The sequence below is a fragment of the Streptomyces sp. PH9007 genome, from assembly GCF_059813725.1.
In genome coordinates, this window is the sequence record NZ_CM187440.1 from 4875034 (window position 1) to 4899810 (window position 24777).

At 71.5% G+C, this 24777-nt stretch carries 25 protein-coding genes and 3 tRNA genes; 25 read left to right on the forward strand and 3 right to left on the reverse strand.

Annotated elements, in window-relative coordinates; translation table 11 throughout:
- Positions 1–314: 314 nt before the first annotated feature.
- The 17 genes from ACTFAP_RS22585 to ACTFAP_RS22665 all read left to right on the forward strand — a co-directional run bounded on the left by ACTFAP_RS22585 (position 315) and on the right by ACTFAP_RS22665 (position 16365).
- Complete coding sequence (locus ACTFAP_RS22585; protein WP_500467268.1) at positions 315–4145, forward strand: sensor histidine kinase; 3831 nt, start codon at positions 315–317, stop codon at positions 4143–4145.
- A 19-nt stretch (positions 4146–4164) separates the two neighbouring features.
- A complete protein-coding gene (locus tag ACTFAP_RS22590; RefSeq protein ID WP_390125918.1) occupies positions 4165–4578 on the forward strand; it encodes a roadblock/LC7 domain-containing protein in 414 nt (137 codons plus the stop codon).
- A 67-nt stretch (positions 4579–4645) separates the two neighbouring features.
- Positions 4646–5053, forward strand: a complete 408-nt coding sequence (locus ACTFAP_RS22595; RefSeq protein ID WP_030739487.1) for a DUF742 domain-containing protein — start codon at positions 4646–4648, stop codon at positions 5051–5053.
- The gene (locus tag ACTFAP_RS22600) at positions 5034–5627 is read left to right on the forward strand and encodes a GTP-binding protein (RefSeq protein ID WP_046724916.1); all 594 of its coding nucleotides are present in this window, start codon (positions 5034–5036) and stop codon (positions 5625–5627) included. Before ACTFAP_RS22595 ends, ACTFAP_RS22600 begins: the two co-directional genes overlap by 20 nt.
- A 367-nt stretch (positions 5628–5994) precedes the next feature.
- Positions 5995–8796, forward strand: a complete 2802-nt coding sequence (locus tag ACTFAP_RS22605; RefSeq protein WP_500467269.1) for a sensor histidine kinase — start codon at positions 5995–5997, stop codon at positions 8794–8796.
- 10 nt (positions 8797–8806) lie between these two features.
- Positions 8807–9220 (forward strand): roadblock/LC7 domain-containing protein, encoded by a 414-nt coding sequence (locus ACTFAP_RS22610; protein WP_046725836.1) that lies wholly within the window; start codon positions 8807–8809, stop codon positions 9218–9220.
- Positions 9221–9326: 106 nt separating this feature from the next.
- A complete protein-coding gene (locus ACTFAP_RS22615) occupies positions 9327–9905 on the forward strand; it encodes a DUF742 domain-containing protein (protein WP_500467270.1) in 579 nt (192 codons plus the stop codon).
- On the forward strand, positions 9886–10479 hold the full coding sequence (locus tag ACTFAP_RS22620) for a GTP-binding protein (RefSeq protein ID WP_046724918.1): 594 nt from the start codon (positions 9886–9888) through the stop codon (positions 10477–10479). The genes ACTFAP_RS22615 and ACTFAP_RS22620 overlap by 20 nt, the downstream gene beginning before the upstream one ends.
- 119 nt (positions 10480–10598) lie before the next feature.
- Complete coding sequence (locus tag ACTFAP_RS22625) at positions 10599–11378, forward strand: fumarylacetoacetate hydrolase family protein (RefSeq protein WP_386534643.1); 780 nt, start codon at positions 10599–10601, stop codon at positions 11376–11378.
- Complete coding sequence (gene gltX, locus ACTFAP_RS22630) at positions 11375–12862, forward strand: glutamate--tRNA ligase (RefSeq protein ID WP_500467271.1); 1488 nt, start codon at positions 11375–11377, stop codon at positions 12860–12862. Before ACTFAP_RS22625 ends, gltX begins: the two co-directional genes overlap by 4 nt.
- A 208-nt stretch (positions 12863–13070) precedes the next feature.
- Positions 13071–13256 carry a hypothetical protein gene (locus tag ACTFAP_RS22635; RefSeq protein ID WP_030738474.1) on the forward strand — a complete coding sequence of 62 codons (186 nt, stop codon included), beginning with the start codon at positions 13071–13073 and terminating at the stop codon, positions 13254–13256.
- 37 nt (positions 13257–13293) lie between these two features.
- Positions 13294–14034 (forward strand): hypothetical protein, encoded by a 741-nt coding sequence (locus ACTFAP_RS22640; RefSeq protein WP_500467272.1) that lies wholly within the window; start codon positions 13294–13296, stop codon positions 14032–14034.
- Positions 14031–14936: a DUF6895 family protein gene (locus ACTFAP_RS22645; protein ID WP_500467273.1), complete on the forward strand. Its 906-nt coding sequence runs from the start codon at positions 14031–14033 to the stop codon at positions 14934–14936. The genes ACTFAP_RS22640 and ACTFAP_RS22645 overlap by 4 nt, the downstream gene beginning before the upstream one ends.
- Entirely contained in the window at positions 14933–16033 is a 1101-nt protein-coding gene (locus tag ACTFAP_RS22650) for a serine hydrolase domain-containing protein (protein ID WP_500467274.1), read from the forward strand. The genes ACTFAP_RS22645 and ACTFAP_RS22650 overlap by 4 nt, the downstream gene beginning before the upstream one ends.
- A 68-nt stretch (positions 16034–16101) precedes the next feature.
- Positions 16102–16173: transfer RNA gene (locus tag ACTFAP_RS22655), tRNA-Gln, on the forward strand.
- Positions 16174–16195: 22 nt separating this feature from the next.
- Positions 16196–16268 (forward strand) — tRNA-Glu (locus tag ACTFAP_RS22660).
- A 24-nt stretch (positions 16269–16292) separates the two neighbouring features.
- Positions 16293–16365, forward strand: a tRNA-Glu gene (locus ACTFAP_RS22665).
- Between the two features lie 52 nt (positions 16366–16417).
- On the opposite strand, the gene ACTFAP_RS22670 is transcribed toward ACTFAP_RS22665, so the two are convergent.
- Positions 16418–17053, reverse strand: a complete 636-nt coding sequence (locus ACTFAP_RS22670; RefSeq protein WP_500467275.1) for a MerR family transcriptional regulator — start codon at positions 17051–17053, stop codon at positions 16418–16420.
- A gap of 129 nt (positions 17054–17182) precedes the next feature.
- Here ACTFAP_RS22670 and ACTFAP_RS22675 point away from each other — a divergent pair, with 129 nt between their 5' ends.
- The gene (locus tag ACTFAP_RS22675; protein WP_390123675.1) at positions 17183–17668 is read left to right on the forward strand and encodes a DUF4188 domain-containing protein; all 486 of its coding nucleotides are present in this window, start codon (positions 17183–17185) and stop codon (positions 17666–17668) included.
- A gap of 103 nt (positions 17669–17771) precedes the next feature.
- Here the strand turns inward: ACTFAP_RS22675 and ACTFAP_RS22680 are convergent, their stop codons facing one another.
- Positions 17772–18506: an IclR family transcriptional regulator gene (locus ACTFAP_RS22680; RefSeq protein WP_030738456.1), complete on the reverse strand. Its 735-nt coding sequence runs from the start codon at positions 18504–18506 to the stop codon at positions 17772–17774.
- A 152-nt stretch (positions 18507–18658) separates the two neighbouring features.
- Between ACTFAP_RS22680 and leuC the strand changes: the two genes are divergently transcribed.
- The 5 genes from leuC (at position 18659) to ACTFAP_RS22705 (ending at position 22096) form a co-directional block, all read left to right on the forward strand.
- Positions 18659–20083 (forward strand): 3-isopropylmalate dehydratase large subunit, encoded by a 1425-nt coding sequence (leuC, locus tag ACTFAP_RS22685; protein WP_400013000.1) that lies wholly within the window; start codon positions 18659–18661, stop codon positions 20081–20083.
- Positions 20084–20086: 3 nt separating this feature from the next.
- Positions 20087–20680, forward strand: a complete 594-nt coding sequence (leuD, locus tag ACTFAP_RS22690; RefSeq protein WP_495682134.1) for a 3-isopropylmalate dehydratase small subunit — start codon at positions 20087–20089, stop codon at positions 20678–20680.
- Positions 20681–20842: 162 nt separating this feature from the next.
- Entirely contained in the window at positions 20843–21097 is a 255-nt protein-coding gene (locus tag ACTFAP_RS22695) for an SCO5555 family protein (RefSeq protein WP_495682135.1), read from the forward strand.
- Positions 21098–21222: 125 nt separating this feature from the next.
- Positions 21223–21789, forward strand: a complete 567-nt coding sequence (locus ACTFAP_RS22700) for an HU family DNA-binding protein (protein ID WP_030738446.1) — start codon at positions 21223–21225, stop codon at positions 21787–21789.
- 103 nt (positions 21790–21892) lie between these two features.
- On the forward strand, positions 21893–22096 hold the full coding sequence (locus tag ACTFAP_RS22705) for a hypothetical protein (protein ID WP_453857115.1): 204 nt from the start codon (positions 21893–21895) through the stop codon (positions 22094–22096).
- Here the strand turns inward: ACTFAP_RS22705 and cofC are convergent.
- The gene (gene cofC / locus ACTFAP_RS22710) at positions 22068–22727 is read right to left on the reverse strand and encodes a 2-phospho-L-lactate guanylyltransferase (RefSeq protein WP_436978497.1); all 660 of its coding nucleotides are present in this window, start codon (positions 22725–22727) and stop codon (positions 22068–22070) included. The genes ACTFAP_RS22705 and cofC overlap by 29 nt on opposite strands.
- A 188-nt stretch (positions 22728–22915) precedes the next feature.
- Here cofC and ACTFAP_RS22715 point away from each other — a divergent pair, with 188 nt between their 5' ends.
- Both ACTFAP_RS22715 and ACTFAP_RS22720 read left to right on the forward strand, forming a co-directional pair.
- Entirely contained in the window at positions 22916–23755 is an 840-nt protein-coding gene (locus tag ACTFAP_RS22715) for a lysophospholipid acyltransferase family protein (RefSeq protein WP_400012998.1), read from the forward strand.
- Positions 23752–24753 (forward strand): NAD(P)H-dependent glycerol-3-phosphate dehydrogenase, encoded by a 1002-nt coding sequence (locus tag ACTFAP_RS22720; RefSeq protein WP_390123687.1) that lies wholly within the window; start codon positions 23752–23754, stop codon positions 24751–24753. Before ACTFAP_RS22715 ends, ACTFAP_RS22720 begins: the two co-directional genes overlap by 4 nt.
- Positions 24754–24777 lie beyond the last annotated feature (24 nt).

A 24777-nucleotide genomic window follows, 5' to 3' on the forward strand; every position in this document is an offset into this window, starting at 1 on the left:
GGCGATGGTGTGGAGAAAAGTCCGCTATGCCTGCTCCCCGCTTCCACGGCAGGTAGTGAGGCGCGTGCGGAGCGTCATAGATGTCACGGGACCATTCCGGGCCCTTGTTGGAGATCGGCCACTGTGCTGGAATTCCACGGACCGCCGCGTGACACGAGCTCATGTGCAGGGCGCGCCCCAAGCGTCACGTGCTGGCTGAACACCGGACACGCCGGTTACCGACGACGACGACCGCCGGGGGGTCGTATGCCCCTGGCTCGATACCGTCACGCCGCATCGCGGCGCGACGCCTGGTCCAGAGGTTGCGACGCATAGTGCAGGGACGTTTCAAGAGGGAAGGCAGCGCTGCGGGAGAACCGGAGCAGGGTGGTGCCACGCAGCGTGGCTCCTCCGGCGGACCTGCCTCCAGCGGCGACCCGGCGCGGAACGCGCCCGGTTCCGGGGAGGCCCCGGCCGACCGGAGTACCGCCCAGAACGACCCCACGGCCGCTGCCGAGGCGAGACCCAGCCGGGCGGGTTCCCGGCTGGCGCTGCGCAACTGGCGCATCAGCACCCGCCTGGTCTCCCTGATCGCCCTCCCCGTGATGGCCGCCACCGTGCTGGGCGGCCTGCGTATCCAGTCCTCGATGGACGACATCGAGCAGCTGGACACGATGCAGCTGCTCACGGACATGACCCAGCAGGCGACCCTGCTGGCCGCCGCCCTCCAGGAGGAGCGCGACCGCTCGGCCGGCCCGCTGGTGGCGGGCATGAGCGCCAAGAGCGACGAGATCGCGACCGCCCGGGAGCGGACGGACGACGCGCGGGGCGCGTTCAGTGACGCCACCAACGCGATCACGGCCGACGACGACGTCATGCGAGGGGTCCAGGCCACCGTCCTGGACATCAGCCGGCAGCTGACCGGCATCAAGGAGATCCGGGACGAGGCGTACGCCGACCCGGACTACGTCTCGCAGACGATCATGCGCTACAACGACCTGATCGAGGCGCTGCTCTCGCTCTCGCAGGACATGGCGCAGGCCACCAGCAACAGCGAGATGATCCGCTCCACCCGCGCCCTGGCCACCTTCTCGGCGGCCAAGGAACACGCCTCCATCCAGCGCGCCGTCATCACCGCCGGCCTCGCCCGCGGCGAACGCGACGGCGACGAGATGGGCCTGTCACCCAGTGACTGGCGGTACGGCAAGACGCACGCGGCCAGTGAGGCGGCCTCGCTCAACAGCTTCACCCAGATCTACGGCAACGACCTCGGCGCCAGCGGCCTGCTCGACCCCCTCGAGGGCGGCATCGTCAACGTCGTCTCGGCCGACACCTACCGCGACATGGTCTTCGCGTCGCTGGACGGCATCCAGCGCCAGGAACGGTCCTACCGCGACTGGTTCGACCAGGACCGCACCAAGATCGACGCGATGAACGCGATCGAGCGGACCCTGATCACCGAGATGGAGGAGCAGGCCCGCGACCTGCGCAACGAGGCGCAGCAGGAAGCCATCCTCAACGGCGCCATCGTGGTGCTGGTGCTCGGCATCTCCCTGGTCGGCGCCTTCGTCGTGGCCCGCTCCATGGTCCGCTCGCTGCGCCGCCTCCAGGACACCGCGCAGGAGGTCGCCCACAAGCGGCTGCCCGAGGTCGTCCGCCAGATGTCCGAGGCGGAGCCCGAGGATGTCGACACCTCCGTGCAGTCGGTCGGTGTGCACACCCGCGACGAGATCGGCCGGGTGGCCGAGGCGTTCGACGACGTGCACCGCGAAGCCGTCCGACTGGCCGGTGAACAGGCCCTGCTGCGGGGGAACGTCAACGCGATGTTCACCAACCTCTCGCGGCGCAGCCAGGGCCTCATCCAGCGTCAGCTGTCGCTCATCTCCGAACTGGAGTCCCGCGAGGCCGACCCCGACCAGCTGTCCTCGCTGTTCAAGCTCGACCACCTCGCCACCCGCATGCGCCGCAACGGCGAGAACCTGCTGGTTCTCGCCGGTGAGGAGCCGGGCCGCCGCTGGACGCGGCCGGTGCCGCTGGTCGACGTGCTGCGCGCCGCGGCCTCCGAGGTGGAGCAGTACGAGCGCATCGAGCTGAGCGCCGTACCGAAGACGGACGTGGCCGGCCGGGTCGTCAACGACCTCGTGCACCTGCTCGCCGAGCTGCTGGAGAACGCCACCTCCTTCTCCTCGCCGCAGACCAAGGTCAAGGTCACCGGTCACGCGCTGCCCGACGGCCGGGTGCTCGTGGAGATCCACGACACCGGCATCGGGCTCTCCCCGGAGGACCTGGCCGAGATCAACGACCGGCTGGCCAACCCGCCCACCGTCGATGTCTCCGTCTCGCGCCGGATGGGTCTGTTCGTGGTCGGCCGCCTGTCCCTGCGGCACGGCATCCGCATCCAACTGCGTCCCTCCGACTCCGGCGGCACCACCGCGCTGGTGATGCTGCCCGCCGAGGTGGCCCAGGGCGCCGGGCGCGGTCCGCGTCCGGGGCAGGGCGCCGCGGGCATGCCGGGAACCGGCATGCCGGGCGGCGCCGCCGGTGCCCCCGCCGCGGCACCCCCGACCACCACCGTGCAGCGGGAGACCCCGCCCGGGCGTCCCGGCGGGCCGCAGGCCCCCGGTGGCCGCGGGCGCGGGCTGGCGAACCTGGGCAAGGGCCCCTCCGCCTCGCGCGGCCAGGTGGCCGGCGGCCAGGAACGCCCCGCGCTGCCGCCGCGCCCCGGCAACACCTCCTTCCCCACCACCGGTTCCGGCTCCCCGGCGGCCCCGGCGAACCCCGCCGCGTCCGAGCCGGGGCGTGACCCGCTGACCGGTGCGCCCGGCGACGGCGCGTCCGACCGCTCGGGCCGGCCGAGCTGGGCCAGCCGGGTCGAGGACAGCGGCCGAATACCCGTGGTCGGCGACCAGGGTGAGGGACCGCGCGGGCACGAGGAGCCGGACACCGGCGAGTACGCCCGCCCCGGTTTCACCGGCGCCAGCGGCCCCGCGCCGCGCCCGGCGGCCTCGTCCGGCCGCTCCCAGCAGTTCGACGCCTTCGGCGACACCGGCGAGTTCCGCTCGCCCACCGCCCAGGGCCCCGGCCCCGGCCGCCCCGGCGCGGGATACCCCGCCGACACGGCCGAGTTCCCCGCGGTGGGCGGCCAGGACTTCGGTACGGGCCGGCCCGGCGCCGGCCGGCAGGGCCCCGGTGACTACCCGGGCACCGGCGAGTTCCCGGCGATCGGCCAGAACCAGGGCCAGGGTCAGAACCAGGGCCAGGGCCGACAGGACGCCGGCTCCGGCGGCTACCCGTCAGGACCCGCCGACACCGGCGCCTTCCCCGCCCTGGGGCAGGGGCCCGACCAGTCCCGCCAGGGCTTCCCCGCCGACACCGGCGCCTTCCCCGCGGTGGGCCCCGCATCCGGCGGCGGCTACCCGGACGGGACCGGGGAGTTCCCGGCCCTCGGCCAGGACCAGGGCGCCGCGGGATACCCCGCCGACACCGGCGAGTTCCCCGCCTTCGGCACGCAGGCGCCCGCCGCCGGGCCCGAGCGGTACGAGCCGCAGCAGCCGGCGCAGCCGGCCGCGTTCACCGACCCGCTGCCCACCGGTGGCCCCACGACCTCGGAACGCACTCCGATCTTCGAGGAGATGGAGTCCACCTGGTTCGGGACCCGGCGGGTGGCACCTCCGGCCCCCGCGGCTCCCGCCGCGCCGGAACCGGCCGCGGGCCCCGCGCCCGCCACCGGATCGGGGCTGCCGGTACGCGGCCAGAGCACGCCGCGTACCGAACCGGAAGCCGCACCGGCCGGCGGTGGCTTCGGCGCCGCGCCGCGCGACGACTTCCCCCGTACCGAACCGGCCGCCGCGACGCCGGGCGCCTCGCCCAGCTGGCGGCCCTCACCCAACGACGAGCTCGGGCGTCAGGCCGGGCAACTGCGTCAGCCGAGCGCCGGCGGGGTCACCACCTCGGGTCTGCCCCGGCGGGTGCCACGCGCCAATCTGGTGGCGGGCGCCGCTCAGCAGTCGCAGCAGCAGGCCGCCCCGACCGGCCCGCAGGTCTCCCGCGCACCGGACGCAGTCCGGGGCCGGCTGACCAATCTCCGCCGGGGAATTCAGCAGGGGCGCCAGGCCAATTCCACGGCCGGCCGGACCGATCGGGGCTCCGGCCCCAGATACCAGTAGGAGCGTTAGTGTGAGCCCGATGAGCCAGGCGGCGCAGAACCTGAACTGGTTGATCACCAACTTTGTGGAGAACACTCCTGGGGTGTCGCATACGGTGGTGGTGTCGGCTGACGGTCTTCTGCTGGCGTTGTCCGAGGGTTTTCCCCGGGATCGTGCGGATCAGTTGGCTGCGGTGGCGTCTGGGTTGACGTCGTTGACGGCTGGTGCGTCGCGGATCTTCGAGGGTGGTGCGGTGAATCAGACGGTGGTGGAGATGGAGCGTGGTTTTCTCTTCATCATGTCGATCTCGGATGGTTCGTCGTTGGCGGTGCTGGCGCATCCGGATGCGGATATCGGTCTGGTGGGGTATGAGATGGCCCTTCTCGTCGACCGCGCCGGTACCGTACTGACCCCCGCGCTACGGGCCGAATTGCAGGGCAGCCTGCTCAACTGATCCCCAGCTCCCCCCGCATGAGTACCACCACCCGCATGACCGACCTCATGTCCCGCTCGGAGGAGCCATGAATACGCCACCCTCGCAGGGCGCCTACGGCGCAGGCCATCAGCCCTACGGTCACCATGACGACAGCGATCAGCCGCTGGTGCGTCCGTACGCCATGACGGGTGGCCGGACCAGGCCGCGTTATCAGCTGGCGATCGAGGCGCTGGTGTCCACCAGCGCCGAACCGATGCAGCTCTCCGGGCTGCTGCCCGAGCACCAGCGGATCTGCCAGCTGTGCATGGAGGTCAAGTCGGTGGCCGAGGTCTCGGCCCTGCTCTCGATGCCGCTGGGTGTGGCGCGCATCCTGGTGGCCGACCTCGCGGAGGCCGGCCTCATCGCGATCCACCAGCCCGACCAGGGCGAACCGGGTGGTCAGCCTGATGTGACACTGCTCGAAAGGGTGCTCAGTGGACTTCGCAAGCTCTAGCGGTGCGGGCCGTTCGGCTCCTTCCCGTTCCACTACTTCTGCGAAGATTGTGGTCGCGGGTGGGTTTGGTGTGGGGAAGACCACGTTTGTCGGTGCCGTGTCGGAGATCAATCCGCTGCGTACCGAGGCCGTGATGACGTCCGCGTCCGCCGGTATTGATGATCTGACGCATACCGGTGGTAAGACGACCACGACGGTGGCGATGGACTTCGGTCGTATCACGTTGGATCAGGATCTGATTCTGTATCTCTTCGGTACGCCGGGGCAGGATCGTTTCTGGTTCATGTGGGACGACTTGGTGCGTGGTGCCATTGGTGCGGTGGTGCTGGTGGATACGCGTCGTCTGGCGGATTGTTTTCCGGCGGTGGATTACTTCGAGAACAGTGGTCTGCCGTTCGTGATCGCGTTGAACGGTTTCGACGGGCATCAGCCGTATTCTCCGGAGGAGGTGCGGGAGGCGTTGCAGATCGGTCCGGATGCTCCGATCATCGTGACGGACGCGCGGCATCGTGCGGAGGCGAAGTCGGCGTTGATCACCCTCGTCGAACACGCCCTCATGGCCCGCCTGGGCTGAATCGGGCCGCCCGAAGGCCCGCGCCGCACTGTGGCATTGAACACGTCGTCTCCCCAAGTCGATCACGATTCCACACACCTTCCGCGCACGGTCTGCACGGGCAGCGAGCGGGCTGCTCCACGCCGTGCCCAGGTTTCGTGCGGCTATGTCGCTTCTTGCTCCACCGTGACCTGAATGTCCATCCCGCCCGGCGTCCGGATCCACCGGCCCGGGGGGATTGGAAAGTGCCCCCACAACGTGCTGGAATCCACAGCAACTCCGCAGTCGTGGCGGCCATCCGGACGGTGTGCCGATGCCGAGAGGTGAGAGGCCAGTGAGGCGCAGCAGAGCGACGCCCCCGTTTCCGAATCCGCCGGACGCCCCGGGCATGTCAGGGCGCGGCAACTTCACCCCGCCCACCGCCGGCGCACCCTCCGGCGCGGGAGAGGTGCCCGAGCGGGACGAGGGCGCGGCGCCCGGCCCGAGCGGCAGCCGCTTCGCGCCCCGCAACTGGCGGGTGGCCACCCGGCTGAACGCCATCCTGCTCATCCCCGCGCTGCTCGCCCTGATCTTCGGCGGCCTGCGTGTCTACGACGCCTATGACACCTGGCAGGAGGCCGACGCCGCCGAGCGCACCGCCGAACTCGTGCGCGCCGCCGGTGCCTACGCCCACGCCCTCATCGACGAGCGCGACGCGACCGCCCGCCCGCTGCTGGAGGGCCGCCCCGACGATCCGGTCATCGAACGGGCGCGCCGGCTCACCGATGAGGCGGCGGCGGAGTTCCGCGCCCTGGTCCAGGACGCCCCGCGGACGGAGAGCCTCCAGCGCCGCCTCGCCCTGGTGGAGGCCACCGAGCCGACACTGCCGGCGCTGCGTTCGGCCGCGTACGGCGAGGACCTGCCCGGTGTGGAGACGGAGGAGGGGTACATCGCCGTCCAGCACCCCCTGATGTCCTTCGCCAACGAACTGGGTCTTGGCACCGGCAACATCACCTCCTACGGCCGCACCGTCTACGCCATCTCCCTGGCCAAGTCGGCCAGCTCGCTCCAGCGCGCCATCGGCACCCATCTGCTGGTGGACCCCGGCCCCGGCGCCGCGCAGACCCAGCGCCAGCTCACCGCCTTCAGCAGCTACGCCTACCTGGAGAACATCGCCCGCAACGAGTACTCCGCGGCCGGCACCGAGGCGGACGCCGCCCGGCTGACCGAGGTGCTCACCCAGAGCGGCGCGGGAACCGACTCCGAGCTGCAGCGGATGGTCGCGCTGATCGCCTCCGGCACGGACGGGTCCGAGCTGGAGGCGGCCGAACTGACCCCGCAGAACTGGTACGCCGCCTCCACCGACCGGTTCGACGCCTACCACACCATCGAGCGGGAGCTGGTGGACACGGCCGTCGGCGAGGCCCGTGACATCGCCTCGACCGCCCGCCGCGACATGATCATCAGCGCCGGCATCGTGGTGACCGCGCTGCTGCTCGCCTTCGTCATCGCCATGCTGATGGCCCGCTCCATGAGCCGTTCCATGACCCAGCTGCGCTCCGCCGCGCTGAACGTCGCCGAGGACCGGCTGCCCGCCCTGGTCGAACAGCTCTCGCGCACCCAGCCCGGCTCCGTGGACACCCGCGTCGAGCCACTGCCGATCAGCAGCCGCGACGAGATCGGCGAGGTGTCGCGGGCGTTCGACCACGTGCACCGTGAAGCGGTGCGGCTGGCCGCCGAGCAGGCCCTGCTGCGCGGCAACGTGAACGCCATCTTCACCAACCTCTCCACCCGCAACCAGGGCCTCATCGAGCGCCAGCTGGGCCTGATCGGCGAGCTGGAGTCCCGGGAGGCCGATCCGGAGCAGCTGGAGCACCTGTTCAAGCTGGACCACCTGGCCACCCGGATGCGCCGCAACGGCGAGAACCTGCTGGTGCTGGCGGGGGAGGAGCCCGGCCGGCGGCTGACCGAGCCGGTGCCGCTGGTGGACGTGCTGCGGGCCGCGGCCTCCGAGGTCGAGTCGTACGCCAGGATCGACATGTCCGGCGTCCCGGCGAACGACATCCACGGCGCGGTCGTCACCGACCTGGTGCACCTGCTGGCCGAGCTGCTGGAGAACGCCATCACCTTCTCCTCGCCGCAGACCAAGGTGCGGGTGACAGCGACCCGATTGCCCGACGGTCGTATCATGATCGAAATCCATGACAAGGGTATCGGTCTGACCCCGGAGGACTTCGCGGAGATCAACAAGCGACTGGCCGATCCGCCCTCCGTGGACGCGTCGGTCTCCCAGCGCATGGGTCTGTTCGTCGTCGGCCGGCTGGCCGAGCGGCACGGCATCCGCGTCCAGCTACGCCCTTCGGGGGAACGCTCGGGCACCACCTCCCTGGTGATGCTCCCCGAGTCGGTCACCCGGGGCGGGGGCGCCGAACCGGCCGCGGCGGGCGAGGAATTCACCGTTTCCCGGATCGTTACACCGGCACAGGACGCCCACATCACCGAGGCACAGCGGCAGGCAGGTCTGCGGACCGCCGCCGAGCTGGGCTTCGACGACTCGCGGTACGGGGCGCCCGCCGTCGCGCCCGTACCGGCACAACCGGCCCTCCCCCAACTCCCGCAAACCGGTACACAGGCCCCGTACGACCGTGGGTACGAGGGTGGGTACGAGCCCCCCCGGACGCCCCCCGTCGAACCGGCGTACGATCAACTCTCGGCGCAGGGAGAGCAGTTCACGGGCTACCCGGCGCCCACAGAATCTCCGCAGGATGGTCCCGCGGGCCCCGGGCAGAGCGTAGGCTTCACTGCACCGGAGCCGGGTACGGCGGAATTCCGTGGTACGACCGGGGCGGGGCTGCCCCGTCGCACACCGCCGGGAACGCAGCGGCACGACCACGCCGAAGCGGCTCCGGCGCAGACACCGGCATCCGGGGAGGCGCAGTGGGACCGTGGGCCACGCCGCGAGGCGCGGCCCGGTGGCACCACCTCCGCCGGACTCCCCAAGCGGGTGCCCCGGGCGAATCTGACCGAGCACGCGCCGGCGGAGCCGGGGGCGGCCGACGGGCCGCAGGTGTCCCGTGATCCGGAAGATGTCCGCGGCAGGCTCAGCAACCTGCACCGCGGTGTACGACAGGGCCGGGGCGGCAGTGACCGCACCGGCCGGAACGAACCGCAGGGCCCCGGCCCTGGTAACACATACGATCAGGAGCGTTAGTGTGAGCCCGATGAGCCAGGCGGCGCAGAACCTGAACTGGTTGATCACCAACTTTGTGGAGAACACTCCTGGGGTGTCGCATACGGTGGTGGTGTCGGCTGACGGTCTTCTGCTGGCGTTGTCCGAGGGTTTTCCCCGGGATCGTGCGGATCAGTTGGCTGCGGTGGCGTCTGGGTTGACGTCGTTGACGGCTGGTGCGTCGCGGATCTTCGAGGGTGGTGCGGTGAATCAGACGGTGGTGGAGATGGAGCGTGGTTTTCTCTTCATCATGTCGATCTCGGATGGTTCGTCGTTGGCGGTGCTGGCGCATCCGGATGCGGATATCGGTCTGGTGGGGTATGAGATGGCCCTTCTCGTCGACCGCGCCGGTACCGTACTGACGCCGGATCTGCGTGCCGAGCTCCAGGGCAGCCTGCTCAAGTAGCGGGCTGCTTGTGCGGATTGGGCCCGCGCACCATAAGGTGCGGGGGTGATGGCGAAGCGGTGAGCGCGTTTCGCGCGGGTCGACGAAGGCAGTCGGAGGAGGACACGTGACAACGCCCCCAGGCGGACAGTACGGCAACGACTTTCCGGCGCAGCCGCACAGCGGCGGGCAGTCCGGACGGTTCAACTTCCCCTCGGCGCCCAGCGGCGGTCACCGGCGCGCCGCGCCGGACCATCGCCCGGCGCCGGACCGGCGTGCCGAGGCGGCGCCCCCGCAGCGGCAGCCGCAGTCTCAGCCGCAGCCGCAGCCCGAACAGCCCAGGCGGCGCTCCTTCGACAGTGAGCCCCAGCCGCTGGTGCGTCCGTACGCCATGACGGGCGGCCGGACCAGGCCGCGTTATCAGCTGGCGATCGAGGCGCTGGTGTCCACCAGCGCCGACCCCGCACAGCTCGGCGGCCAGCTTCCCGAGCACCAGCGGATCTGCCAGCTGTGCTACGAGGTCAAGTCCGTCGCCGAAGTCTCCGCCCTCCTCTCCATTCCTCTCGGTGTCACCCGGATTCTGGTGGCCGATCTGGCTGAGGCTGGGCTTGTCGCGATTCACCAGCCGGGCCATGAGGGGGAGCCCGGCGGTCAGCCTGATGTGACACTGCTCGAAAGGGTGCTCAGTGGACTTCGCAAGCTCTAGCGGTGCGGGCCGTTCGGCTCCTTCCCGTTCCACTACTTCTGCGAAGATTGTGGTCGCGGGTGGGTTTGGTGTGGGGAAGACCACGTTTGTCGGTGCCGTGTCGGAGATCAATCCGCTGCGTACCGAGGCCGTGATGACGTCCGCGTCCGCCGGTATTGATGATCTGACGCACACCGGTGGTAAGACGACCACGACGGTGGCGATGGACTTCGGTCGTATCACGTTGGATCAGGATCTGATTCTGTATCTCTTCGGTACGCCGGGGCAGGATCGTTTCTGGTTCATGTGGGACGACTTGGTGCGTGGTGCCATTGGTGCGGTGGTGCTGGTGGATACGCGTCGTCTGGCGGATTGTTTTCCGGCGGTGGATTACTTCGAGAACAGTGGTCTGCCGTTCGTGATCGCGTTGAACGGTTTCGACGGGCATCAGCCGTATTCTCCGGAGGAGGTGCGGGAGGCGTTGCAGATCGGTCCGGATGCTCCGATCATCGTGACGGACGCGCGGCATCGTGCGGAGGCGAAGTCGGCGTTGATCACCCTCGTCGAACACGCCCTCATGGCCCGCCTGCGCTGAACCCCGTGTTCACCCACCGCCACGCCCGGTGGTCTCCCCGTGCTGGGGAGACACCGCCGCGTGGCGGTTGGCTAGTCTGAGGACAAAGATCCCAGCAGCCAGTGAAGGGCAACGCAGCCGTGCGCATCGCCAGATTCTCCATCGACGGCACCGTCGGGTTCGGTGTGGTGGAGGGGGAGCCCACCGACGAGGACGGGCTCGTACTCGACATCATCAAGGGCCACCCCTTCGCCGAATTCGAGCGCTCGGGCCACCGGGTCCCGCTCAAGGCGGTCCGGCTGCTGCCGCCCGTACTCCCCAGCAAGGTCGTCGCGATCGGCCGCAACTACGCCGAGCACGCCCGTGAGCTGGGCAACGAGGTCCCGGACGTTCCGGTCGCCTTCTTCAAGCCCTCCACCTCGGTGATCGGCGACGGCGACGCCATCCGGTACCCCTCGATCTCCCAGAACGTCCATCACGAGGCCGAACTGGCCGTGGTCATCGGCCGGATGTGCAGGGACGTGCCGCGCGAACGCGCCAAGGACGTCATCCTCGGCTACACCTGCGCCAACGACGTGACCGCGCGCGACGTCCAGGACCGCGAGAAGCAGTGGGCGCGGGCCAAGGGCTTCGACACCTCCTGCCCGCTCGGCCCCTGGATCGAGACGGACCTGGACCCGGCCGACCTCGCCATCATGTGCACCGTGAACGGCGAGCAGCGGCAGCTCGGGCGCACCAGCGAGATGGTCCGTACCGTGGAGGACCTGATCGTGCACATCACCGAGTCGATGACGCTGCTCCCGCAGGACGTCATCCTCACCGGCACCCCGGCCGGCGTCGGCCCGCTGCACGCCGGCGACGAGGTCGCCGTCTCCATCGAAGGCATCGGCACTCTCACCAACAAGGTCGTCAAGGCGTGACTAGTCCCACCACCCCCTCCGTCCGTGTGCGCTTCTGCCCCTCCCCGACGGGCAACCCCCATGTGGGCCTGGTGCGCACCGCCCTGTTCAACTGGGCCTTCGCCCGCCACCACGGCGGCACCATGGTCTTCCGCATCGAGGACACCGACGCGGCCCGTGACTCCGAGGAGTCCTACACGGCGCTGCTGGACTCGCTGCGCTGGCTGGGTCTCGACTGGGACGAGGGCCCCGAAGTGGGCGGCCCGCACGCCCCGTACCGGCAGTCGCAGCGGATGGACCTGTACGCGGATGTCGCGCGCCGGCTGCGCGAGGCGGGGCGGGCGTACCCCTGCTACTGCACCACCGCCGAGCTCGACGAGCGCCGCGAGGCCGCCCGGTCCGCCGGGAAGCACTCCGGGTACGACGGGCACTGCCGCGACCTGAGCGCGGAGCGGATCGCCGCGTACGAGGCCGAGGGCCGGACCCCGATCATCCGCTTCCGGATGCCGGACGAGCGGATCACCTTCACCGACCTGGTGCGCGGCGAGCTGACGTTCGCGCCCGAGCACGTCTCCGACTACGGCATCGTGCGCGCCAACGGCGCACCGCTGTACACCCTGGTCAACCCGGTGGACGACGCGCTCATGGAGATCACCCACGTGCTGCGCGGCGAGGACCTGCTGTCCTCGACGCCGCGGCAGATCGCGCTGTACGCGGCGCTGGCCGAGATCGGCGTCGGCTCCGGGCACACCCCCGCCTTCGGGCATCTGCCGTACGTCATGGGGGAGGGCAACAAGAAGCTCTCCAAGCGCGACCCGGAGTCCTCGCTCAACCTGTACCGCGAGCGCGGCTTCCTGCCCGAGGGCCTGCTGAACTACCTCTCCCTGCTGGGCTGGTCGATCGCCGAGGACCGGGACATCTTCAGCGTCCAGGAGATGGTGGAGGCCTTCGAGATCGGTGACGTCAACGCCAACCCGGCGCGCTTCGACCTGAAGAAGGCCGAGGCGATCAACGCGGTGCACCTGCGCGAGCTGCCGCAGGCCGCGTTCGTCGAGGCGTGCGCGCCGTGGCTGGCGGCGCCGTACGCGCCGTGGAAGCCCGAGGCGTTCGACCGGGCGGCGTTCGAGGAGCTGGCGCCGCTGGCGCAGACCCGGCTGACGGTGCTCTCCGACATCACGGCCAATGTCGACTTCCTGTTCCTGGACGCCCCGGTGGAGGACGAGAAGTCCTGGCAGAAGGCGATGAAGCCGGGCGCGGAGCAGGTGCTCGCCGCGGCGCGGGACCGGCTGGCGGAGGCCGACTGGAGCTCGGCCGAGTCGCTGAAGGAGGCCGTGCAGACGGCCGGTGAGGCGCACGGGCTGAAGCTGGGCAAGGCGCAGGCGCCGGTCCGGGTGGCGGTCACCGGCCGCACGGTCGGGCTGCCGCTGTTCGAGTCGCTGGTGGTGCTGGGGCGCGAGCGCACGCTGGCGCGGGTCGAGGCGGCGCTGGTCAGGCTCGCGGGCTGAGTACGGGCTGAGCGTGGGCTGAGTACGGGCAAGGACGGGCGGGCCCCGTCGCGGTGAGTGCCGCGGCGGGGCCCGCGCGCGTGCGGCGGCGTGCGCGTCCGCCGCAGCGGGCCGGCTCCTCAAAATGCGACATATCGGGTGATGCCGTAGCGTTTTGCTTCGTCAGTATCGCTGACATAGCAACGCACCCGATATGAGGAGGCAATGCATGCTCGCGCAGAAGACACTCCCGCTCGTCGCCGACCCCGCCGAGGCCGCCGCCGCCCAGGCCCTGATGACCGAACCGGAGGCGCCGCTGAGCGACGCCCCGCTGTACTCGCCGGAGGCAGCCGGGTTCCTCCTGCTCCTCCTGCTGCTCTCGCCGAAGACTCCCATGGAGCCGGGCGACAAGTGAGCCGGATGCCGGCGCACGGCGGACGGAGGGAGCACCCGTGACGACGGGACCCGCCGAACGCACCGCCCGTGCCACGTACACGGAAGCGACCGCCGCGCTGGCGAGCTGTGTCCTCGATGCCCTGCGGGGCGTCGGGGACACAGCCCCGCTCGCACGGTTCGCCGAAACCGCGAGCGACCCCAAGGCGGCACTGGCGGCCGTACGCGTCCTGGGGGCCGACGTCCTCGCCCCGTACGCCCTCACCGGCGGCAGCCCGCACCCGCGAGACCTGGCCGTCATCAGCCAGGCCGCCGCGGTCTTCCCCGCACCCGTGTTCACCGCGCCGCCCCCCGAGGGCCCGATCGAGAACTGGGCCATCGCCTGGCGCGACTGGGCCACCGACCGGCTCATCGCCGCCCTCGGCGACGCGGCGGCCCGGGAGAGCCCGCGGCCGCCCACCGGGGAGACCCTCACCGACGCCACCGACTGGCCCCGCTGGGCCGCCGGTTGTGCCCGGCTGGCCCCGCTCACCCTCCCCGGCGTCGGCGGGCCCGTGCCGGCCGCCGTGCGCAGCCACCCCGTACCGCTGGCCCGCGCCACCACCCGCGCCCTGCTGCGCCGCGACTACCCCACCGCGGCCCGGCTGCTGCGCTGGCTGGCCGCCGCCCAGCGCGACGGGGTGACCCTCGCGCTGGAACCCGACCGGATCACCGAGCACATCGCCCTGCACGCCGCCGGCGAGCCGCGCCTCGCCCTCGATCTGGCGGTGGCCCGGCTGCTGCTGGGGAGGACCGCATGACCGCCGCCGTCACCCCGATCGCCCACCAGGTCGCCACCCGCGCCTTCGGCTGGCTGCTCGCGCACCGCGACCACGGCGCGCTGCCCGAGGGCACCACGGCCGACCTCGGGGACCCCAACAGCGTCTACAAGCCGCTGGGCGAGGCCGCCCTGGCCGGCTCCCTGGTGCTGCGCGAATCCGCCGCCGGCAGCGAGAGCATGCGCGCCGCACGCGAACTGCTCGACTTCGGCTGGCGGCAACTGCGCGAGGGCGACCTGCTGTACGAGCGGCAGCTGCGCCACGCGCTGCTCACCGACCCGCTGGAGATGTACGCCCACTTCACGCGCGCCGGCTACCGCCACGACGGGATGGACGCCCTGCTGCGGCACAACGCGGCGCTGCGCTCGGTGCGCGCCGCCGAGGTGGTGCCCAACCGCCGGCTGGCCATCGCCAACGCGGCCCGGCTCGCCGGACTCGACTACGGCTTCGACTGGGCGGCGCTGACCCGCGCCACCTGGCTGGGCGCCACCCCCGAGCCGTGGGCCATCGACTGGATGACCGCCTACTCGATGACCCACACGGTCTTCCACCTCACCGACTGGGGCGCCCGCCCCGAGGGCCTGCCGGAGGAGATCGCGAGCTACCTCACCACCTGGCTGCCGGTGTGGACGGACATCTGGCGCGAGGTCGCCCAGTGGGACCTGGTCGCCGAGCTGATGATCGTCGGCTCCTGTCTGCCGGAGCCGGTGTGCGACCCCGCCGACTGGGCGGCGCTGGCGGCCGTCCAGCACCCGGACGGTCTGGTGCCGCGCGACGGCGATCCGGTCAGCGAGGACCCGGCGCGGCGGTTCGCCGATCACCAGCACACCGCCGTGGTCGCGGCCGTCGCCGGGAGCATCGCGGTCTCCCGCACGCTCGCGTGAGCGGGGTGCGGCGGCAGGCGCGGGCGGTGGCCGGGCCGCTGCTCGCGCCGCTGGCCGCCGCCGCGCCGGGCGCCAGCGCCGTGGCGGTGGCGGCGCACCTGGCGGGGGAGCGGCTGCTGGCGGTCGGCGGCAGCACCGCCCACGGCGCCGCCGGCCTTCCGGCCGGCCCGGAGACGCGGTTCGCCCTCGGCTCGGTGACCAAGACCTACACGGCACTGCTGCTGGCGGAGCTGGTGGCCGGCGGCGACGTCCGGTACGACGACCCGATCGACCGCTATCTGCCGCCCGGCGCGGCCCCGTACCGGCGGATCGGTGGCGCTCCCATCACGCTGCTGCACCTGGCCACCCACACCTCGGGGCTGCCCCGGCTGCCGCCCGGGCTGCTGCGCCGGGCGCTGCCGCGCTGGTTCTCCAATCCCTACGCGGAGTACGGGCCGGGTGATCTGCTGGCGGCGCTGGCGCACACCCGGCCGTTCGCCGCCCCCGGTACCCGGGTGCGCTACTCGAACTTCGGCGTGGGGCTGCTGGGCATGCTGCTGGCCCGCGCGGCGGGGGAGCCGTTCGGCGGGTACGAGCGGGTGCTGGCGGCGCGAGTGCTCACCCCCCTGGGTCTGCTGCGCACCGGCGGGGACGGCGCGGCGGCGGAGGACGCCACCGGCTACTGGCACGGCCGGGCCAGGCCGCCCTGGCGGATCCCCGGGCTGGCCGGGGCCGGGGTGCTGCACGCCGGGGCGGACGAGCTGCTGCGCTACCTGGAGGCGCTGCTGGACCCGGAGCGGGCGGTCGGCGGGAGCCCGCTGGCCACCGCGCTGGCGGAGGTGGCCAGGCCCCGTCTCGTGGTGCGTCCCGGGGAGGACCGGATCGCCCTGGTCTGGAACGCCAGGCAGCGCCCCGGGCATGTGCTGTGCTTCCACTCGGGGGGCACCCGGGGCAGCACGGCGTTCGTGGGGTTCAGCCCCGAGCGGCGGGTGGCGCTGGTCGCGGTGGCCAACAGCGCGCCCGCGCTGAACGGCGCGTTCATCCAGCGGGCGTACCTGCTGCTGAGAGAACTGGCGGGCGGGACAACTCGTTTTGGAGCACCGTCGCCGATCGGGTAATGTTCTTCCTGTCGCCGGGACAGACCGGCGGACGCCAAGCAAAACTTCTTCCGGAAGTTGCGATTTGGTGGGCTATGGTGTAATTGGCAGCACGACTGATTCTGGTTCAGTTAGTCTAGGTTCGAGTCCTGGTAGCCCAGCGCGATCTGTTCGCAGATCAAAGCCCCCGTTGTGTAGCGGCCTAGCACGCTGCCCTCTCACGGCAGTAGCGCCGGTTCGAATCCGGTCGGGGGTACGGATCCTTCGGGATCTTGTGTGGGCCCCCGTTGTGTAGCGGCCTAGCACGCCGCCCTCTCAAGGCGGTAGCGCCGGTTCGAATCCGGTCGGGGGTACGCGAACAGAGCCCCCCTTCTCACCTCGGTGAGAAGGGGGGCTTTTCGCTGTTCAGGGGCGGTGCCCCAGGTGCTGGGAGGCGGTCTCGGCCTGGGCGAGGCGGCGCAGGCTCAGCAGCACGGGTTCGTAGAGCACGGTGAGCGCGACGGCCGCCTCCAGCTGGGTGGTCGGCGAGCTGAACTCACCGATGAGCGCCACCTCGTGCCCGGCGAGCCGGCCGGCGGCCTCGCCGTACGGCAGCAGTTGCTCGAGGGTGCACGGGTAGCCGAGCCGCAGCAGCGCGGTGAGGGCGGAAACCAGCGCCTGGTGGGCCGGGTTGCCCGGCACGACGCGCCAGCCCAGCCGCCGCTGGAGCTCCTCGGCGAGGGTGCGGGCGGCGGCGACGGTCTCGTCGTTCTCCCGTGGCGGCGCGGGGTGGGGGAGGGCGGCGATGGCGGTGCCGATCCGGGTGAGCTGATCGCTCTCCTCGTCCTCGACGGCGGCGAGCACCTCCCTGGCGGTGGCCACCGGGATGCGGCCGACCTGCACCAGCGCCCGGACCAGCCGCAGCCGGCGCAGATGCTCCTCGCCGTACTCGGACTGGGTGGCGGTGATCCGTTCGCCCGGTGGCAGCAGCCCTTCCCGCAGGTAGTACTTGATCGTCGCGGTGGTCACTCCACTGCGCTCGCTCAGCTCCGCGAGCCGCATACGGCCCCAGCTCCTCTTTTTTTCCGGGATCCCCTTGCCAGGATGCGTTGGAGAGTGCGACTATCCAATCATGGATAGCGCGACTATCCAATGCTGCGTGGATGGATTGACTCGGAGAGCGGGGACGGCATGAGCGGCAAGATCGTTGAGGGCCGGATGACGGCGGCGGCCACGGGGGAGGTCACGCTGTTCCTGATCGGCATGCGGATCAACAGCTTCTGGCGGGTGCGCCACTGGGGGCCGGTGCTGAGGGCGATGCCCAGGATGCTGAGCGAGCTGTCCCGCGATCCGGACAGTGGACTGCTCGGGTACCGGCTGCTGTGGGGCGGGCCGCGGCTGATCTACGTGGTGCAGTACTGGTCCTCCCACGAGCGGCTGATGGCGTACGCCTCGGCGCCGGACGGGGAGCACCGCCCGGCCTGGGCGGCGTTCAACCGGCGGATACGGCAGGGCCGGGGCCGGGTGGGCTTCTGGCACGAGACCTATGTGGTCCCGGCCGGCGCGCACGAGTCGATCTACCGGAACATGCCGCCGTTCGGCCTGGGCGCCGCGGGCGGGGTGATACCCGTGGAGCGGCGTGGGGAGAGCGCGGCCGAGCGCCTCGGCCGGGTCTGACCGGTCACCCGGGCCCGGAGACGGGGCGCGGCCGTCGGCGCGAGGCAGGTCGGGGCAGGGCAGGGTGGGGCGGTGCGCGCCCCGATGGTCTCGCCGTGGGCGGTCAGTGGCCCCCGCCGCGCTTGAGCGCCTCGGTCAGGCGTCCGGCGGCGTCGATCAGGGCCTGGGCGTGCATCCGGCCCGGGTGCCTGGTCAGGCGCTCGATGGGCCCGGAGACGGAGACGGCCGCCACCACCCGGTTGGACGGGCCGCGGACCGGGGCGGACACCGAGGCCACCCCCGGCTCCCGCTCGCCGATCGACTGGGCCCAGCCCCGGCGGCGCACTCCGGACAGCGCCGTGGCGGTGAACCGCGCGCCCTGCAGCCCGTGGTGCAGCCGCTCGGGCTCCTCCCAGGCCAGCAGGATCTGCGCCGCGGAACCGGCCTTCATCGGGAGGGTGGAGCCCACCGGCACGGTGTCCCGCAGTCCGGACAGCCGCTCCGCCGCCGCGACGCAGATGCGCATGTCGCCCTGCCTGCGGTACAGCTGAGCGCTCTCCCCGGTGAGATCCCGCAGATGCGTCAGCACCGGTCCGGCCGCCGCCAGCAGCCGGTCCTCGCCGGCCGCCGCCGCCAGCTCGGCCAGGCGCGGGCCCAGGACGAAGCGGCCCTGCATGTCACGGGCGAGCAGCCGGTGATGTTCCAGGGCGACCGCCATGCGGTGCGCCGTGGGCCTGGCCAGTCCCGTGGCCGACACCAGACCGGCGAGCGTCGCCGGACCGGACTCCAGCGCGCCGAGCACCAGGGCCGCCTTGTCCAGTACACCCACTCCGCTGGAGTCGCCACGTGAATTGTCCATGCAACGATACTCGCGTCTCACACTGTGAAACGCAAGTTCCTTTTTTCCGAGAAGGCGCCACCCTGGACTGCCAGGGTCCGCAAAGGGGTGGACCCGGCCACCGTCCGGTACGCGGGGAGCGGACGGCGGCCATGTGGAGCGGAGGGAATGCGATGGGACGGACACTGGCGGAGAAAGTCTGGGACGACCATGTCGTCCGGCGTGCGGAGGGAGAGCCCGACCTGCTCTTCATCGATCTCCATCTCCTGCACGAGGTGACGAGCCCGCAGGCGTTCGACGGGCTGCGCAAGAGCGGCCGTACGGTGCGCCGCACCGACCTCACCATCGCCACCGAGGACCACAACACCCCCACCCTCGACATCGACAAGCCGATCGCCGACCCGGTCTCCCGCACCCAGCTGGAGACCCTGCGCAAGAACTGCGCCGACTTCGGCGTCCGGCTGCACTCGCTGGGCGACGACGAGCAGGGCGTGGTGCACGTGGTCGGCCCGCAGCTGGGGCTCACCCAGCCGGGCACCACCGTGGTCTGCGGTGACAGTCACACCTCCACCCACGGGGCGTTCGGCGCGCTGGCGTTCGGCATCGGCACCAGCCAGGTCGAGCACGTGCTCGCCACCCAGACGCTGCCGATGGCGCCGTTCCGGACCATGGCGATCACCGTGGAGGGCGAGCTGCCCGAGGGCGTCACCGCCAAGGACCTGATCCTGGCGATCATCGCCCGGATCGGCACCGGCGGCGGCCAGGGCTATGTCATCGAATACCGCGGCGAGGCCATCGAGAAGCTCTCGATGGAGGCCCGCATGACCATCTGCAACATGTCCATCGAGGCGGGAGCCCGGGCCGGCATGATCGCCCCGGACGAGACCACCTTCGGCTACCTGCGCGGGCGTGACCACGCCCCCCGCGACGCCGAGTGGGACGAGGCGGTCGCGTACTGGAAGACGCTGCGCACCGACGAGGACGCCGTCTTCGACCACGAGGTCGTCATCGACGCCACCGCCCTGGCGCCGTTCGTCACCTGGGGCACCAACCCCGGACAGGGCGCTCCGCTGTCGGCCGCCGTACCCGACCCGGAGCAGTTCACCGACCCCAGCGAGCGGTTCGCCGCTCAGAAGGCGCTGGAGTACATGGACCTGTCCGCCGGGATGCCGCTGCGCGAGATCTCCGTGGACACCGTCTTCGTCGGTTCGTGCACCAACGGCCGCATCGAGGACCTGCGCTCCGCCGCCGCCGTGCTCAAGGGCCGCAAGGTCGCCGACGGGGTACGGATGCTGGTGGTCCCCGGATCCGTCCGGGTGGCGCTGCAGGCCGTGCACGAGGGCCTGGACAAGGTGTTCACCGCGGCCGGCGCCGAATGGCGGCACGCCGGCTGTTCCATGTGTCTGGGCATGAACCCCGACCAGCTGGCCCCCGGCGAGCGCTCCGCCTCCACCTCCAACCGCAACTTCGAGGGCAGGCAGGGCAAGGGCGGCCGTACCCACTTGGTCTCCCCGCAGGTCGCCGCCGCCACCGCGGTCACCGGCACCCTCGCGTCCCCGGCCGATCTGGCCGGCGTTCCCGTCCCCGTGGAGGTCTGAGCCATGGAAGCATTCACCACCCACACCGGCCGGGCCGTCCCGCTGCGCCGCTCCAACGTCGACACCGACCAGATCATCCCGGCCCACTGGCTGAAGAAGGTCACCCGGGACGGCTTCGAGGACGGCCTGTTCGAGGCGTGGCGCAAGGACCCGGAGTTCGTCCTCAACCGGCCGGAACGCTCCGGCGCCACCGTGCTGGTGGCCGGCCCCGACTTCGGCACCGGCTCCTCCCGTGAGCACGCCGTGTGGGCGCTGCAGAACTACGGCTTCAAGACGGTGATCTCCTCCCGCTTCGCGGACATCTTCCGGGGCAACTCCCTGAAGAACGGTCTGCTGACCGTGGTGCTCCCGCAGGAGACCGTCGAGGCGCTGTGGCGGCTCACCGAGTCCGACCCGGCCGCGCCCGTCACCGTCGACCTGGTCACCCGCACCGTGACCGCCGAGGGCGTCGAGGCCGGGTTCGAGCTGGACGAGAACGCCCGCTGGCGGCTGCTCGAAGGGCTCGACGACATCAGCATCACGCTCCAGAACGAGGACGCGATCGCCGCCTTCGAGGCGCGCCGGCCCGGGTACAAGCCGCGCACCCTCACCCACTGACTCCCGCCCCGCCGGGCCCCGTTCACCACGGCCCGCAACCGCCCGCCCCCAACCGGCCCGCCGGATGGGGGCGGTGGTCGTTCCGGCACCGAACGACACGTCAGGACACGGCCTTTGGGGGCTTACCGGGCGAGAGCGGATGCAAAGTGGCACAATCGGCGTATGGAACGCGACGGTCAACCTGAGCTGTACGACCTCGTCGCCGCTCGGCTGAAAGAGGCGCACCGTGCGGTGCGCACCGCACAAGTGCCCGAGCCCGTACGGCAGGCCCTCACCCGGAAGCTGCTGGTGATCACGGCGGCGGCCAAACAGGACCTGCCGGGCGCCGCCCGCCGTCTGGAACGGCTGATCGCGGACATCGACGCGGGGCGGATGCCGCCCGATCCACCCGGCCACGGCCGCGATGGAACCGCGTGATGGTCGAGTTCGTTGCGACACAAGGGTGATTAGCCCGTTTCACGTTTGATTTGCGGAATATATCTGCCTAACGTGCGAAAAAGCTTGAACAGATTCGTTCCAGCCATGCCTGCGAAGGGGAAGACGTGAACAAGGCGCAGCTCGTAGAAGCGATTGCAGACAAGCTCGGCGGCCGCCAGCAGGCCGCGGACGCGGTGGACATCGTCCTCGATGCCATCATCCGGGCAGTGGTGGCCGGCGAGCGCGTCTCGGTCACCGGTTTCGGGTCGTTCGAGAAGGTCAACCGCCCCGCCCGCTACGCGCGCAACCCGCAGACCGGGGAGCGGGTGCGGGTCAAGAAGACCTCCGTCCCCCGCTTCCGCGCCGGCCAGGGTTTCAAGGACCTGGTCGCCGGTACCAAGAAGCTCCCCAAGAACGACGTCGCCGTGAAGAAGGCCCCCAAGGGCAGCCTCTCGGGTGGCACCACCACCAAGAAGGCGGCCGCGAAGAAGGCCACCGCCAAGAAGACCACGGCGAAGAAGACCACCGCCAAGAAGACCACCGCGAGGAAGGCCACCACCAAGAAGGCCACCGCCAAGAAGACCACGGCGAAGAAGGCCCCGGCCAAGAAGACCACCGCCAAGAAGGCCCCGGCCAAGCGGGCCTCCGCCCGCAAGACCACCGCCAAGAAGGCCACCGCGCGCCGCGGGTGAGCCACGGCGCCCAAGCCTCCGTCCCGCGGGCCGGACTCCCCCACCGGGGAGCCCGGCCCGCGCGCTTGTGTCCGGCCCCCGCCCGCCGCACTACGATGCCCGCATGCAGGCCACCGCGTACACCTACGACTCCGGCACCCGCAGCGGCAGCGTGCTGCTGGACGACGGCACCCCACTGGACTTCGGCCCCGACGCCTTCGACGCCGGAGGGCTGCTGCTGCTCCGCCCCGGCCAGCGGGTACGCGTCGAGACCGAGGACGGCACCCCCGCCGCCCCCATCACCCTGGTGACACTCCAGACACTGTGACCGCGCGGACTCCGGCCGCCGTGCGCGGCCCCACACCCAGCGCCAGCGCCCGCCGCAGATCCGCCCCGGTGTCCACGTCCTGACGCACGCTCTCCACCCCGGCCAGCGTCAGCTCCACCGCACCCGAATCACGGTGCCGCGCCCGGGACGCGCCCTCGAACGCCGGCGCAAGCGCCGTTCCGGGGCCCGCCGTCAGCACCGTGGTGCCCACCCCCGCCGCGTCCGCCACGAACGCCCGCGGATGCCCGGCCGCCGCCGTCAGCACCCGTGCCAGCTCCGCCGGACGCAGCGCCGGCAGATCCGCGCCGAGCGCCGCCACCGCGGCGGGCGCGCCCCGCTCGCGCACCACCCGCTCCCCGTGCGCCAGCGCGGCGTTGAGGCCACCACGCGGCGCGTCCGGCACGACGCGCGCCCCCAGGCGCGCCAGCCGCCGCGCCGCCAGCGGATCATCCGTGACAACCGCCACATCCCGTACCGCCACGCACGCCAGCGCCGCGGCCACCGTGTCCTCGGCGAAGGCCAGGACCAGGGCCGATCGCCGCTCCCCGGCACTCACCGCCACCAGCCTGCTCTTCGCCCGTCCCAGCGGCTTCAGCGGCACGATCAGCGACCATCCGACCTGCTGTGGCATGACGTTTCCCTCCCCGGCTTCCGCCTGTCCGACCAGTCTGCCTGCCCGTCGCGGGCCCCGGGACGTAAGGTCACAGGATGCCCACGGGGTCACAGTGCCCCGCTGGACAGCCAAACCGCCTGGAGCGACACTTGTCCGGCGCTCCCGCAAGGCCGTGCCGGAGCAGTGCAAGAGGAGATGGTGTCCGAGTGTCCCGCCGCAGAATCGGCCTCTATTACCGATGCGCCGCGTTTCTGGTAAAGCCCCCGATGCTGATCCTGTTCAAGCGGGACTGGCGGGGCCAGGAAAACATTCCGGACCACGGCGGATTCATCACCGCCGTGAATCACAACTCCTATCTCGACCCGCTCTCCTACGCCCACTTCCAGTACAGCACCGGGCGGGTGCCCCGTTTCCTCGCCAAGGTCGGGCTGTTCAAACGGGGCTTCGTCGGGTTCATGATGCGCGGCACCGGCCAGATCCCCGTCTACCGGGAGAGCTCGGACGCCGCCGGCGCCTTCCGCGCCGCCGTCGACGCCGTCAACAGCGGGGAATGCGTCGCCTTCTACCCCGAGGGCACCCTCACCCGCGACCCGGACCTGTGGCCCATGGCGGGCAAGACCGGCGCCGCGCGCGTCGCCCTGCTCACCCACGCCCCGGTGATCCCGGTGGCCCAGTGGGGCGCGAACGAGGCCATGCCGCCGTACGCGAAGGACCACAAGGTACGGCTGTTCCCGCGCAAGACCCTCACCGTGGTGGCCGGCCCCCCGGTGGACCTGAGCGACCTGTACGAGTGCGAGCCCTCCGCCGAGGTGCTGCGCACGGCGACCGAACGGATCATGGACGCCGTCACCGGACAACTCGCCGTCATCCGGAAGCAGCCCCCGCCGGACCGCCGCTACGTGTACGACCGGGACCGTACCGAGCCCGCGGAGCACCTGGAGCACCCGGAGCCCGCGGGGCCGGCGGCCGTTCGGCCGGACAGCACCGGGCCCGCCGCCCCGGCGTCCCTGAAGCAGAGCAAGGACATCAAGGAGATCAGCGAGTGACGCGCGTCGCCGTCTTCGGCAATGGTTCCTGGGGAACCGCCTTCGCCATGGTGCTGGCCGACGCCGGTGCCAGGGTGGCGCTGTGGGGCCGCCGCCCCGCTCTCGCCGAGACCATCAACACCACTCGGGTCAACCCGGACTATCTGCCCGGCGTCCGGCTGCCGGACGGCGTGCGGGCCACCGCCGACCCCGCCGAGGCGGCGGACGGCGCCGAGTTCACCGTGCTCGCGGTGCCCTCCCAGACACTGCGGGAGAACCTCGCCGCCTGGACTCCGCTGCTGCCCCCGGACACCGTGCTGGTCTCCCTGATGAAGGGCGTGGAACTGGGCACCAGCAAGCGCATGAGCGAGGTCGTCGCGGAGGTGACCGGCGCCGGCCCGGAGCGCATCGCCGTGCTGTCGGGCCCGAACCTCGCCCGCGAGATCGCCGAGCGGCAGCCCGCCGCCTCCGTGGTCGCCTGCCGCGACGAGGACGTCGCCCGCCGCCTCCAGGCCGCCTGCCACACCGGGTACTTCCGCCCGTACACCAACACCGACGTGGTGGGCTGCGAACTCGGCGGCGCCGTCAAGAACGTCATCGCGCTCGCCGTGGGCATCGCCGGCGGCATGGGCCTGGGCGACAACGCGAAGGCGTCCCTCATCACCCGTGGCCTGGCCGAGACCACCCGGCTCGGCCTGGCGATGGGCGCCGACGCGCACACCTTCGCCGGGCTCGCCGGGATGGGCGACCTCGTCGCCACCTGCTCCTCGCCGCTGTCCCGCAACAACACCTTCGGCACCAACCTCGGCCGGGGCATGACCCTCGAAGAGACCATCGCCGTCACCCGGCAGACCGCCGAGGGCGTGAAATCCTGCCGCTCCGTACGGGATCTGGCGCGCCGCCACGATGTCGACATGCCGCTGACGGAAACGGTGGTGGGCATCGTCCACGAAGGGGTGCAGCCCGCCGCCGCGCTCAAGGAGCTGATGGCGCGCAGCGCCAAGGCCGAGGTTCGCTGACTGCCGGGCAGGTGTGCGAGTAGC

Bases quoted from the DNA above. Each gene is read 5' to 3' on its own strand.
- ACTFAP_RS22590 (WP_390125918.1), top strand. From the start codon at position 4,165: ATGAGCCAGGCGGCGCAGAACCTGAACTGGTTGATCACCAACTTTGTG.
- ACTFAP_RS22595 (WP_030739487.1), top strand. From the start codon at position 4,646: ATGAATACGCCACCCTCGCAGGGCGCCTACGGCGCAGGCCATCAGCCC.
- ACTFAP_RS22605 (WP_500467269.1), top strand. From the start codon at position 5,995: ATGTCAGGGCGCGGCAACTTCACCCCGCCCACCGCCGGCGCACCCTCC.
- ACTFAP_RS22610 (WP_046725836.1), top strand. From the start codon at position 8,807: ATGAGCCAGGCGGCGCAGAACCTGAACTGGTTGATCACCAACTTTGTG.
- ACTFAP_RS22635 (WP_030738474.1), top strand. From the start codon at position 13,071: ATGCTCGCGCAGAAGACACTCCCGCTCGTCGCCGACCCCGCCGAGGCC.
- ACTFAP_RS22645 (WP_500467273.1), top strand. From the start codon at position 14,031: ATGACCGCCGCCGTCACCCCGATCGCCCACCAGGTCGCCACCCGCGCC.
- ACTFAP_RS22670 (WP_500467275.1), bottom strand. From the start codon at position 17,053: ATGCGGCTCGCGGAGCTGAGCGAGCGCAGTGGAGTGACCACCGCGACG.
- ACTFAP_RS22675 (WP_390123675.1), top strand. From the start codon at position 17,183: ATGAGCGGCAAGATCGTTGAGGGCCGGATGACGGCGGCGGCCACGGGG.
- ACTFAP_RS22680 (WP_030738456.1), bottom strand. From the start codon at position 18,506: ATGGACAATTCACGTGGCGACTCCAGCGGAGTGGGTGTACTGGACAAG.
- leuC (WP_400013000.1), top strand. From the start codon at position 18,659: ATGGGACGGACACTGGCGGAGAAAGTCTGGGACGACCATGTCGTCCGG.
- leuD (WP_495682134.1), top strand. From the start codon at position 20,087: ATGGAAGCATTCACCACCCACACCGGCCGGGCCGTCCCGCTGCGCCGC.
- ACTFAP_RS22695 (WP_495682135.1), top strand. From the start codon at position 20,843: ATGGAACGCGACGGTCAACCTGAGCTGTACGACCTCGTCGCCGCTCGG.
- ACTFAP_RS22705 (WP_453857115.1), top strand. From the start codon at position 21,893: ATGCAGGCCACCGCGTACACCTACGACTCCGGCACCCGCAGCGGCAGC.
- cofC (WP_436978497.1), bottom strand. From the start codon at position 22,727: ATGCCACAGCAGGTCGGATGGTCGCTGATCGTGCCGCTGAAGCCGCTG.